Genomic DNA, 11,693 nt, shown 5'->3' with positions numbered 1-11,693 from the left:
TCCCATGTTCAAGGCAATATAAAAACAGGCGGATCAGGCTGACAGAGCGGCCTGATCCGCCTTGCAACATATCGGGTGCGGAAAGTCCCTATTCGGCCTCGGTCGCGGCGATAACGGCGTCCGCAAGGGCCATGAACCCCTGGCGCGCCGGGGAGTTTTCCGTCAGGGAGACAACCGGCACACCCCGATCCGCAGCGATGACCGTAGCGGGATCCAACGGAATGGCGCCAAGGAACGGAAGCTCATATTGCTTCGCAAGCTGCTCCCCACCGCCCTTCTTGAACAGATCGATTTCCTTCCCGCAGTGCGGACAGCTCAACCCGCTCATGTTCTCGACGATGCCGAGGACAGGGGCCTGTACTTGCTTGAGGAAATCGAGCGCTTTGCGGACGTCGGCAAGGGAAATCTCCTGCGGCGTGGTCACGACGATACACCCAGCGTCGGGGATGGCATCCAGCACGGTCAGATGTTCATCACCCGTGCCGGGAGGGGAATCGATGACCAGATAGTCCAAAGCCCCCCACTGTACGTCGGTCAAAAACTGTCTGATGGCCCCCGTTTTCTTGGGGCCGCGCCAGAGGATCGCCGTGTCCTTATCCTTCAGGAAGGAATCCATGGAAATAAGCGACATGCGCTCACCGCAGGGAACGGGCAGCATTTTGCCGTTTTCGTCAGCCATGACGGACGCGGAAGCACCCAGCAGGCGGGGCACGCTCGGCCCATGAATATCCACATCAAGGATGCCGACCGTAAAGCCGCGCGAAGCCAGAGCAGTGGCAAGATTGACCGTTACGGAGCTCTTGCCCACGCCCCCCTTGCCGCTCATGACGAACAGCTTGTGGCGCACATCCTTCAGATTTTGCGTGAGTACTTTGTTCTGCATAGCCGCGGTCATGGGGATCGTAGCCTGCCCCTGCGGGGCCTGATTGGAACATGACGACATGAAAAGACTCCTGAAAAGCGTTAGTCCCCTAAAAGGACCTTCCCGGTTTGCCACAAAAGGCAGGGAAAAGAAACCTTACCAGCCATGATCCCCAACAAGATCAACAAAGGCGACATTGCCGAAAGCCCTTGCCGTTACCCTGCCCTCACGCTTGGATACGCGGAGCAGCTTCTGCTCCCTGCGCGCCCGCCCCACCGGGATAGCCATGATCCCGGGATCGGCCAACTGCTCAAGAAGCGGCAGCGGTAAATTCGGCCCGCCCGCCGTCACGATGATGCGATCAAAAGGGGCCTGGACACGCCAGCCCAAGGTCCCATCGCTGAGCTTCATGCGGATCCCCGGGCTTCCTTCCGGGAAAAGCTCCCGTGCGGCCTCGTACAATTCCCGCACACGCTCTATCGTAAACACTTCAAGCCCCATTTCACGCAGCACCGCCGCCTGATATCCGGATCCCGTACCGATTTCAAGCACTTTCATCCCCGGTTTCGCTTCAAGCAGCTGTGACATGAACGCGACGATGTATGGCTGTGAAATTGTCTGCCCAAACCCGATAGGCAGGGCGTGATCCTCATAAGCCCTCCCCTGCAGGGCTTCGGGGACAAAAAGATGACGCCGGACCGTCCGCATAGCTGCAAGAACAGCCTCATCCGTGATGCCCTGCTCTTCAAGCAGTTTGACCATCCGTGCGCGCTGGCGTTTGAAGTCGGGAAAAATCCTGTGCTGTCCAAGTTCTGTCATGAATGTTCCAGTAAAAAATACTGCGAGTATCCGCCGAACGGCTTCCAAAAGCATACCGGAAGGCGTTGGCCGACACTTGCCTAGACGCTTTCCCTGTGCGAAAATGCTTTCTTACAGTATGACCGTCTTGCGTAAGAATGCAAGCTCCCGCCACCGCCTCAAACAGGTATTTTGCACGGCCCCTTGATTCGCGCTTCGACGAATCCTCACCATTCTGCCGGACCATGCTGCACCTTTTTATGGAGAACAAATATGATTTATGTCAGTGACCTGATGACGAGCAGAGTGTTTACGCTTCGACGTACGGACACCCTTCAAGACGTGTGTTCCCTTATGCAGCTTGCCAAGATCCGCCACATTCCCGTGACTGAAGATGGAGACCGTTTCGTCGGCCTGCTCACGCACCGGGATCTCCTCGGCTATGCGGTATCACATCTTGCGGAAATCAACCGGGAAGAGCAAGAAGAAATCGAATCCTCTATTTTGGTCGGCGACATCATGCAAACCGACGTCAGGACCGTTGCGCCCGATACCCTTCTCCGGGAAGCGGCGGAGATCCTCTACCGGAACAAGTACGGCTGTTTGCCCGTCCTCGATGGGGACAACAAACTCGTTGGCATCATTACCGAAGCAGATTTCCTGCGTCTGGCCATCGCGCTGCTGCACGACGCCTGATCTTCCATTACATCAAACCGCTGGAGCCCCCTTCATCACCGAGCGCGCTTTAAGGAAAAAAAATGGGTCGCATCATTCGTAATACCATCAGCTATGGCTTTGTAACGCTCATTCTAGCTGCCTTAGGTTTTTGCATTTATCTCTTTCTGGACGACCTTGACGGGCCTGAAGTCACCATGACGCCCGATACCGGGCGGATCTCGCCGACGCAGGAGATCACTCTCAAACTTGCGGACGCCAAATCCGGGGTCCGCTCCGTTGTCGTCACCATCCACCGCAATAATCAGTCTCTGGTTATTCTCGATAAAGTATTCAGCGAGCCGGCCCCCGTTCAAACGACTTCGTTCAACCTCAAGAACGCGGGCCTGCGGGACGGTGCCTTTGAACTGGAAATCACGGCGCGGGACAATTCCCTCATGAGCTTCGGCAAGGGGAACGGGACCACGCGCAAGTGGAATATGCAATTGGACACGCAGCCGCCCAAGGTCCGCATTAAAACGACGGTCCCCGCCCTGCGCCGCGGCAGCGTGACAGCCATAGCCTACAGCGTTTCGGAAGACGCCAGCATGACCGGCGTCCAGCTTGGCGAGCAGTTCTTCCCGGCCTTCCTTCAGCCGAACGGCCTGTACTACTGCTTCTTCCCCTTCCCGCTGGACACCCCAAAGGGAAAATTTACGCCGGAACTGCTCACCCGGGATCTTGCCGGGAACGAATCCCGGAACAGGGTCCTCGTCAACGCCGGGGAACGAAATTTCCGCAAGGATACCCTCAATATCAGCGACAATTTCCTGAACAGCAAAGAGGATGTTTTTAAAGAACTGGTTCCTGATGACATCTCAAACCTTGAACGGTATGTGAAGATCAACAACGAAGTGCGCATTTCCAATGAGAAAAAATTGTTGGAAATCGGTAAAAATACCTCTCCCACCATGTTGTGGAGCGGCGCTTTCAAGCGCCTGCCGGGGTCGGCCTCCAAAGCGTCTTTTGGCGATCAGCGCACGTATATGCACAATGGGACGAAAATCGACGAGCAGACGCATATGGGGCAGGATCTCGCTTCCGTGGCCCACGCGCCGATTCCCGCAGCGAATGACGGCAAGGTCGTTTTTGCGGAGCCCCTCGGTATTTTCGGCAACCTCGTCATCATCGACCACGGGCTTGGCTTGCAGTCCCTCTACTCCCATATGAGTGAAATCCAGACGAACGTCGGCGCTACGGTAAAAAAGGGAGACATCATCGGACTTACCGGTACAACCGGCCTTGCGGGCGGCGATCATCTGCACTTCGGCATCCTCATGCACGGCATCCAGGTACAGCCGCTTGACTGGCTGGATCCCAAGTGGATCAAAAACACCATTACCGATCGGCTTGATGCCGCCGGGGCCGAACGTTAAAGCGGACTAGCTTTGAAAGCATGGGATGGGGAAGGAGAATTTTTCTGGAGAAAAGTTCTCCTTCCCCAAACCTGTTTATGCGCCCCAATCCTCCCTTTCCCCCAATGTGTGCTTATCGAAGTCTGTTCACAGTTTTTCTGGCACGGATTGCCCTTGCGGTGACGCGATTCCAAAGAGGAAATCATGAGAAAGGACGGAGGAGACGCCGCCTTACACAACAAGAACGCCCTGCAACAGATCGTTGTTGCAGGGCGTTTGCATTTTCGCCAAAATCTCTTCTGCACAGCGCCACACACTGGGAAATAGGATAGCCCTATACGAAGCGATAAGCGTTCATTACATTTTTATCAGAGCGTATCCCCCAAAATAATATATTCCTTTTGACGGCTTAAAGCGTCTTCGGCTTGCAGCTCTTTCCGCAACCGCCACATCCGCAAGAGCACTGACCCTTTCGAGCTTTCTTTGCGCGCCAGACCATATACCCCACTGCAGCCAAAACAATAAGGCTCACAATAACAAGCTGTATATCCATCGAGTTGCCTCCAATCCTTCTCAAGGAGATGTGCAGCTGCACATTCGTTAGTAAAAGAAATAATGATATTGAAATTCTTTGTCAAGTATAGAGTAATATCGCTTCTCCGCTTTTCAGGAGTACACTCCGATTTCTCCTGTTTCCTGAACCGATTGACAGAATAAACAGAAAAAGGGAAGGCCGAAACCTTCCCTTTACAATACGGCTCGTGAAAAGACATCAGCCGAGCAGACGCTTGGCGATCTCCTGAGCGGCCTTGCGCCCGGCTCCCATGGCCAAAATAACCGTGGCCGCACCAGTCACAATATCGCCGCCAGCGAAGACGTTCGGAATGGACGTTTCGCCCGTCTCTTCATTGACGACGATGTAGCCGCGCTTGTTGAGTTCGAGTCCAGGCGTCGCTTCAAGCAGGATCGGGTTGGAGCGCGTCCCCACGGCTACAACCGCGAGATCCGTCTCGTGCTCAAAAACCTCCCCTTCAATCGGCATAGGACGGCGACGTCCGGAGGCATCGGGCTCACCAAGCGCCATACGCTGCAAGGTCACGGACTTCAGAACGCCGCTCTCGCTGGCGTTGAAGTGCAACGGCCCCACCAGCTCGAAAAGCTTCACGCCTTCCTCTTCCGCGTGTTCGATCTCTTCATGACGCGCGGGCATTTCAGCGCGCGAGCGGCGATAAATGATTGTGGAACTTTCCGCCCCGAGGCGCAGAGCCGTACGCGCGGCGTCCATCGCCACGTTCCCGGCGCCAAATACCGTCACATGCTTGCCGGGATAGGTCGGCGTGTCAAAATTGGGGAAATCATAGGCGCGCCCGAGGTTCACGCGGGTCAGGTACTCGTTGGCGGAAAACACGCCGATGAGGTTTTCTCCGGGAATACCGAGGAATTGAGGCAGACCCGCCCCCACGCCGATGAACACGGCCTTGTAGCCCTCATCGAACAACTGCTGAACGGAAACCGTCCGGCCGCCGACCCAGTTGGTACGGAACTCAACGTTGTTCTGGCGCAGGCCATCAAGTTCCGCAGCCACGACATCCTTGGGCAGACGGAAGGCCGGGATGCCGTAGATAAGCACCCCGCCCGCTTCATGGAGCGCTTCAAACACCGTTACCTTGATCCCGCGCGCGGCGAGGTATCCCGCGACAGTGATGGAAGACGGGCCGGAGCCGATACAGGCAACCTTCAAATCCGGATTGGTGACGGCGCAAGCGTCGTTATCGGACACGCCCACGCAGGGATCATGCATGGCATTGTCGGCGACAAAGCGTTCCAGACGGCCAATAGCCACCGGCTCGCCCTTGACGCCCAGGATGCACTTGCCTTCACACTGGTTTTCCTGCGGGCACACACGGCCGCACACGGCGGGAAGGCTGTTGGTGCTCTTCAGGATACGGTAGGCTTCCGCTATGTCACCCTTGACGACCTGAGCGATGAATTCGGGAATACGGACTTCAACCGGACACCCCTGACGGCAGCGCGGATTTTTGCACTGGAGGCAACGGCTGGCTTCAAGCTGCGCCTGTTCCAACGAGTAGCCGAGTGCGACTTCCTTGAAGTTGTGCGCCCGCACAGCAGCGGGCTGGCAGGGCATGTCGACGCGGGGCGTTTTGGCGGGTTTCTTCACATTCTCAGTGTTTGTCATGGCAGCTGCACCTGTGCTCGTGATGTTCGATGGATTGCTTTTCCTGAGACCGGAAGGCGGACAAGCGCTGACGCAGTTCGGCGAAGTCCACTTTGTGCCCATCAAATTCCGGGCCGTCGACACAGGTAAACTTGGTTTCCCCGTCAACTGTCACGCGGCACGCGCCGCACATCCCGATGCCGTCCACCATAAGCGAGTTCAAGCTGACGGTCGTGGCCACGCCGAAGGGCAGCGTCGTGCCCGCTACGGCTTGCATCATGGGCACCGGACCCACGGCAACGACTTCCTGAACCTTCTTGTCTTTTTCAAGGCGGTCCTTCAGCAGATCGGTCACAAACCCCTTGTGCCCATAGCTTCCGTCGTCCGTCGAAATGAGCACTTCGTCACAGAAGGATTTCAGTTCGTTCTCAAACAGGAGCAAATCCTTGCTGCGCGCGCCGATGATGGCGATCACGTAGTTGCCGGCCTTGTGGTGGCCCTTGGCGATATGGTGCATCGCGGCGATGCCCGTGCCGCCACCGACACAGATCACGCTGTCGCCCTTGACGATATGCGTGGCTTTCCCGAGCGGGCCAGCGACGTCAAGAATGCTGTCGCCTTCGGAAAGCGCTTCCAGCATCATCGTCGATTTGCCCATCACCAGATAGACGATGGTGATCGTTCCCTTTTCCGGATCCGTATCAGCGATGGTCAGAGGGAAGCGCTCCCCCTGCTCGTTGACGCGCAGCATGACAAAGTGCCCCGGTTTCGCCGTGGCGGCAATCTGCGGCGCATCCAGCACCAGTTTACTCGTTCGACCAGGAATCAACGATTCCTTATGCAGGATCGTGGTTGGCATGTGTAAGGCACTCCTTGTTTCAAATCACCAAATCCGAGCTACCCCGTCGCACCTGTCCCGAACGAGCCCCCTTGTCCTGCCGCGTCCGGAACCTCCGAAGGGAGGTCATCCATCCAATTCGACAATCCGCACGCCCTGCGCATCCGCACTGGGCGCAATCCGGCGCCGAAAAACCCGAATCCATTTTTCGCCCCACCGCTCGCGGAACAACAGCGTCGCCAGCCATTCCACCGTATGCAGCACGGGCCTGCGCTCATGCATGGCCATCAGGCTCCGCGTAATGCCCACCTTGCAGGAAGGGCATCCCACGAGAATGGGGCTCTGCGCCGGATAGTCGGCCAAAGCCGCTTCCAGAACGTCCATCTTCCGCTTGCGCAGCGTATTGTACACCAGCGGAGACGCTATGGCCCCCATACCCGATTCGCCGCAGCACCCCGGCGAGACTTCAATCGCCGCGCCGGTCAGCCGGGCAATGGCGCCAGCCTGCTTCTGCACGCCCTTTACCTTGTGGACGCCGACCCATTCGGGATGGCAGGAGGCATGATACAGAACGTTACCTTTGAACAGATCGGGGTTGGCGTCCATCCGGCCCTGCACAAACTGCATCACGTCGAGATGCACGAGTTCCCCGCCCCCTTCACCAAGCAACGTCGACGGCTCAAGGCGTTCGATACCTTCACGGCACGAACCACATGCCGTGACAATGTGCGTCACCCGGAAGCCGCGCTTGGTCGCGCAAGCGATGGTCGCCTGCAAAGCCTTTTTGTTCCGCGCCATGTTGGAGGCGAACTGTGCGTCGGCCCCCGAAGACAGCAACGGGTAGCCGCAGCACAAATGCGCTTCGGGCAGGATAACAGCGACGCCCGTCCGCAGCAACAGCCCTAAGGCTGACAAGCCGATAGTGCGGGAAAGCAGGCTTCCCCCGCAACCGGGAAAATACAACACCGCTTCTTTAAGCGCCGTATTCTCCTGCACCGGGGCACCGTCCCCGGAGCGGGGCACAAAGATGTTCCCGCGTTCCAGATGCAGCGCCTCATACAGGTTCCTATACCCCGGTTCCGGACCTTTACCTGAAAACAGCGGGTTATACAAACGCTTCTTGATGGCCTGCGGCACAACGCCGATAATCCTGTTCTGCATCCTCTGGCCCAGCGCCGCCGCCTTGACAGCCTGAGGGATACGGTGCGCGGGATCCCGCACCAGCCAATTCAGTACTTTACTTTTAAGGGGATGCCCGCCCGCGCCTTCTTCATCAAGGAAGGCGCGGAGCTGCAACGCCACATCGGCGGAGGGGATCTTCACGGGACAAACGGACGTACAACGGCCGCATCCCGTGCAGTGCTCCATCATGGCCCGCAGTTCGGCAAGGATGGACGGATCGGGCCGCCCCTTGTTGATCTGCGAATAGTAGATGGCTTCGATGATCGCCCCAAGCACCATGTTCTTGTTCCGAGGATGGAAATGGTAAGAGCATTCCGGGTACATCATCGGGCACACCTGCTTGCATTTGCCGCAGCGGGTGCACATCTGCACGGAGGCAAGCAGGCTGATGAGCCGGTCCTTATCCGGCAGGCCGCTCTGACGGATGTCTTCGATCAGGCGGTTGAAGGAGAAGGTGAACGGACGCACGGGAAGTTCACGCTGCGTGAGCTTGGCGGGGTTGAATACGTCGCGCGGATCCACCCGGTTCTTGAACTCCCGGATGGCGTCCATCTTGTCCTTCCCGAGGAAGGCGATCTTGGTAATGCCGATGCCGTGCTCACCGGAAACGGCCCCGCCCATTTCCTGCGCCTCGGCCATGACCCGCATGGCGGCTTCTTCCGCGATTTCAAGCATGTGCAGGTCATTGGAGTTGACGGGGATATTGACGTGACAGTTCCCGTCGCCCGCGTGCATGTGGCTCGCCACCACAACGCGGCCGACAAGCATATTGTCGCTGATTTTTTTGATCTTGGGGGCAAGGCGGTCATAGCGCTCGGCCATGAGCCGGAGGAATTCCACCGCGCGTTCTTCCATTTCCTCGTCGGAAAGCTCGGAGGAAGGGACGCCGCCCTGCGCCACGCGGGTCACATTGACGAATTCGCGGTTGAGATCCTTGTCCTCCAGCGCCATGCCGGGCAGACGCCCCAGCTCCTGCAACGCCTGACGGTATGCGGTAGCCGAGCATTCCAGATTGAGCTGTTCGAGGAACAGCGCGAAATCCGGGATGCGCTGCATGGGAATGACCACGTCCTCGTTGATCTTGAATCCGGACGTCCGGCGGGCGATGGCGGAAAGACGGTGGCGATCTTCCCAGAAAAGTTCGGCTTCCTTCTCATCCTTCGCCACGAGGAGCGCCACGTTGTCGTGCGGGGCCACGATATCCACGATTTCCTGAACGCACTTCTCCAGCAGGTACGGCTCGTCGCCGTCCACCTGAATGATGATGACGGAAATGGGAATCCCTTCGTGCTTGTCCGACTTCTTCTGGTACTCGATGGCGCGCACATACTTGGCGTTGAACTCTTCCAGTGCCGACAGACGGGCGTAATCGCCTTCCTCGCGGATGCGGTTGCGCAGATCCACGATCTGGCCGATGACCACGGCGGCCTGATGCATGGAGCGCCCGTAAAATTCCAATACCATGACCCGAGACTGCGCGGGTTTCTTGTGCACGATGAAGGTCGCATCGGTGATGATGCCGTCCACGCCTTCCTTCTGCATACCCGGAAGGCCGCCGAGCGCCTTGTTGGTGACGTCCTTGCCGAGGCCCGGCAGACGGATTTCGGAACCGTGCAGCTCCACGACGCTCCGCACGCCGCCGCTGATGTCCTTGACCTCAAACACGGCCACTTCGTCAGGCAGAATCTTGTGGCGGGGATGGTTTTTGCGCTCAATGCTGATGATCTCGCCGGTCGGCGTCACCATGCGCCACGAAAGCAGGTTGTCCAGCGTCGTCCCGTATTCGAAGGCGAACGGACCGCCGGAGTTTTCCGCAACGTTCCCGCCGATGGTCGAAGCGGTCTTTGAAGCAGGATCGACGGTAAAGAGGAACCCTTCCTTCGCCACGGCGTCGATGGCCGCCTGCGTGATCACCCCGGCATCCAGCGTTACGCTCATGTTTTCATGATCCACCGGCGACATCTTTGTGAACCGGGTCGTGCGGACGATGACGGAACGCCGCCGCATGGGCACCGAACCGCCGGTCAGCCCGGACGCTCCGCCGCGCGGGATCAGCGCGAACTTCAATTCATTGGCCAGCTTGACCAGTTCGCTCACCTGTTCCGCGTTGGCGGGCTCCACGACCATGAGCGGAAGTTCCATGCGCAAGTCGGTGGCGTCCGTGGCGCAGGCCACCAGCGCGCTCGGACGGGTGACAATAGCGTCGGGCGGCAGGAAGGCGCCCAGGCGCTCGACCAGTTCCTTGCGGAAGGCGACTTCCGCCTCATGCCCGCTCCAGAACAGGGTGATGCCTTCGCCTATGGTGTTCGCATAATGGTGCGCCAGGGCAAACACTTCCCGATCGAAGCGTTCCTTCACACTCGCCTTGACCGTGGCTGAATCCACGAAGGGGTTGTATGCAACAAGGAACAACTCTTCCGCGATTTCGGTAGCCAGATGCCGCACGGATTCCGGCCAGTCGGCAAAGTCTTCGAGATTGATGCGGAGAATGCGGTTGACGACAAAATCAGGAGCAATGGAAATGTGCGGGCCTTTATGAGGCATGTGAGTTTCCTTATGTCTGGCGGGAAATCCCCATTCGCGGATTGTGGATAAAACAAAGGTGGAGTATAGAGACTCGGCACCGCCTTTGCAAGGCATAAACATTCCAGCCGATTTTGTCCCTCAGAGGTCATTTCTTCTCTTTATGAAAAAAATATCCGCCGACGCCTCCATTTCTGGAAACGCATCCCCCATTACGGTTCCCTTTACCGCATATCTTGCCGCGAAGGGTTTTCTCGAAGATCTTCTTGCCGAACTCGGAGACGAGGTCATTGAAGTCCGGGGGAGGCTCGTGCTCGCCAAGGGCGCGCCCCGCTCCGCAGCCTGGGCTCAAAACACATGGGAAACGCCCGTTTTCCTGCCCATCGAATCCATCGGAGACGGCGCACGCAAGCTCACCGCCATCCAGCGGAACTGGCACCTGCATTCCGAGGAAAACCATCGCCGGGCCTCCCTCATCCAGGAGAAACTCCCCCACGTCTCCGAAAAGCCGCGTCATTTCGGCGAAGCCGCGCCCACGGCCCCGCTCGGCTCATGGACACTGTGGGAGCCCAACCTCATCCTCGCTTCGGCCCGGTGCTCGTCGCCGTTCCCCGACGGCGTGGTGCAATTCCATGAAAACAAGATCGATCCGCCAAGCCGGGCCTACCTCAAACTCTGGGAATCCTTCACCCTGCTGCCCAAACGCCCCGGCCCCGGCGATCTGTGCCTTGATCTGGGTTCGGCCCCCGGCGGCTGGACATGGGTGCTCGCCAGCCTCGGCGCGCAGGTTTTCAGCATCGACAAAGCCCCACTCGCCCCGCAGGTGGATCACATGCCCGGCGTGAGCCACTGCATCGGCAGCGGTTTCGCCCTTGATCCCCGCCATGCCGGAGCCGTGGACTGGCTGTTCTCGGACATGATCTGCTACCCTGACAAGCTGTATGAGGTCATCTGCCGCTGGATCGAGCTGGGGAGCTGCCGCAACTTCGTGTGCACCCTCAAATTCCAGGCCGAGACGGACCACGCCACCGCAGCGAAATTCGCGGCCATCCCTGGCTCGAGGCTTATGCACCTGTCCTGCAACAAGCACGAACTCACGTGGGCGAAACTGGAACAGTAGAATGGATGGGCTCTGAAACAGCCTAGAAACATTGGAAGGGGAACTCTGGAGAAACGCGTTCCCCTTCCTCAAATCTACGAGCGCGGAGCCCATCTCTCCCTTTCCAAGGACTTTTGGGCTTACCC

General features: G+C 58.2%; 9 protein-coding genes. 3 read left to right on the top strand and 6 right to left on the bottom strand.

Annotation, left to right across the window (positions count from 1 at the left end; translation table 11 throughout):
* Positions 1-88: 88 nt before the first annotated feature.
* Positions 89-943, bottom strand: coding sequence for an Mrp/NBP35 family ATP-binding protein (locus T370_RS0107515; protein ID WP_005026679.1), 855 nt, complete (start codon positions 941-943; stop codon positions 89-91).
* 75 nt (positions 944-1,018) lie between these two features.
* Positions 1,019-1,681 (bottom strand): protein-L-isoaspartate(D-aspartate) O-methyltransferase, encoded by a 663-nt coding sequence (locus tag T370_RS0107510; protein WP_016360834.1) that lies wholly within the window; start codon positions 1,679-1,681, stop codon positions 1,019-1,021.
* 252 nt (positions 1,682-1,933) lie between these two features.
* Between T370_RS0107510 and T370_RS0107505 the strand changes: the two genes are divergently transcribed.
* Both T370_RS0107505 and T370_RS0107500 read left to right on the top strand, forming a co-directional pair.
* Positions 1,934-2,356: a CBS domain-containing protein gene (locus tag T370_RS0107505; protein WP_029435335.1), complete on the top strand. Its 423-nt coding sequence runs from the start codon at positions 1,934-1,936 to the stop codon at positions 2,354-2,356.
* A 62-nt stretch (positions 2,357-2,418) separates the two neighbouring features.
* On the top strand, positions 2,419-3,750 hold the full coding sequence (locus T370_RS0107500) for a M23 family metallopeptidase (protein WP_029435334.1): 1,332 nt from the start codon (positions 2,419-2,421) through the stop codon (positions 3,748-3,750).
* A gap of 388 nt (positions 3,751-4,138) precedes the next feature.
* On the opposite strand, the gene T370_RS26080 is transcribed toward T370_RS0107500, so the two are convergent.
* The 4 genes from T370_RS26080 to T370_RS0107480 all read right to left on the bottom strand — a co-directional run bounded on the left by T370_RS26080 (position 4,139) and on the right by T370_RS0107480 (position 10,469).
* Entirely contained in the window at positions 4,139-4,282 is a 144-nt protein-coding gene (locus tag T370_RS26080; protein WP_081637739.1) for a FeoB-associated Cys-rich membrane protein, read from the bottom strand.
* Between the two features lie 219 nt (positions 4,283-4,501).
* On the bottom strand, positions 4,502-5,926 hold the full coding sequence (gene gltA / locus T370_RS0107490; RefSeq protein ID WP_016360833.1) for an NADPH-dependent glutamate synthase: 1,425 nt from the start codon (positions 5,924-5,926) through the stop codon (positions 4,502-4,504).
* Positions 5,913-6,764: a sulfide/dihydroorotate dehydrogenase-like FAD/NAD-binding protein gene (locus T370_RS0107485; RefSeq protein WP_029435332.1), complete on the bottom strand. Its 852-nt coding sequence runs from the start codon at positions 6,762-6,764 to the stop codon at positions 5,913-5,915. Before T370_RS0107485 ends, gltA begins: the two co-directional genes overlap by 14 nt.
* Before the next feature lie 105 nt (positions 6,765-6,869).
* Positions 6,870-10,469 (bottom strand): FAD-binding and (Fe-S)-binding domain-containing protein, encoded by a 3,600-nt coding sequence (locus T370_RS0107480; protein WP_029435331.1) that lies wholly within the window; start codon positions 10,467-10,469, stop codon positions 6,870-6,872.
* 142 nt (positions 10,470-10,611) lie between these two features.
* Between T370_RS0107480 and T370_RS0107475 the strand changes: the two genes are divergently transcribed.
* A complete protein-coding gene (locus tag T370_RS0107475) occupies positions 10,612-11,568 on the top strand; it encodes an SAM-dependent methyltransferase (RefSeq protein ID WP_051643795.1) in 957 nt (318 codons plus the stop codon).
* Positions 11,569-11,693 lie beyond the last annotated feature (125 nt).

Source organism: Bilophila wadsworthia ATCC 49260 (assembly GCF_000701705.1).
Taxonomy (GTDB): Bacteria; Desulfobacterota; Desulfovibrionia; order Desulfovibrionales; family Desulfovibrionaceae; genus Bilophila; species Bilophila wadsworthia.
This window is presented reverse-complemented; position numbering and strand designations above follow the sequence as displayed.

Bases quoted from the DNA above. Each gene is read 5' to 3' on its own strand.
- T370_RS0107510 (WP_016360834.1), bottom strand. From the start codon at position 1,681: ATGACAGAACTTGGACAGCACAGGATTTTTCCCGACTTCAAACGCCAG.
- T370_RS0107500 (WP_029435334.1), top strand. From the start codon at position 2,419: ATGGGTCGCATCATTCGTAATACCATCAGCTATGGCTTTGTAACGCTC.
- T370_RS0107505 (WP_029435335.1), top strand. From the start codon at position 1,934: ATGATTTATGTCAGTGACCTGATGACGAGCAGAGTGTTTACGCTTCGA.
- gltA (WP_016360833.1), bottom strand. From the start codon at position 5,926: ATGACAAACACTGAGAATGTGAAGAAACCCGCCAAAACGCCCCGCGTC.
- T370_RS0107485 (WP_029435332.1), bottom strand. From the start codon at position 6,764: ATGCCAACCACGATCCTGCATAAGGAATCGTTGATTCCTGGTCGAACG.
- T370_RS0107480 (WP_029435331.1), bottom strand. From the start codon at position 10,469: ATGCCTCATAAAGGCCCGCACATTTCCATTGCTCCTGATTTTGTCGTC.
- T370_RS0107475 (WP_051643795.1), top strand. From the start codon at position 10,612: ATGAAAAAAATATCCGCCGACGCCTCCATTTCTGGAAACGCATCCCCC.
- T370_RS0107515 (WP_005026679.1), bottom strand. From the start codon at position 943: ATGTCGTCATGTTCCAATCAGGCCCCGCAGGGGCAGGCTACGATCCCC.
- T370_RS26080 (WP_081637739.1), bottom strand. From the start codon at position 4,282: ATGGATATACAGCTTGTTATTGTGAGCCTTATTGTTTTGGCTGCAGTG.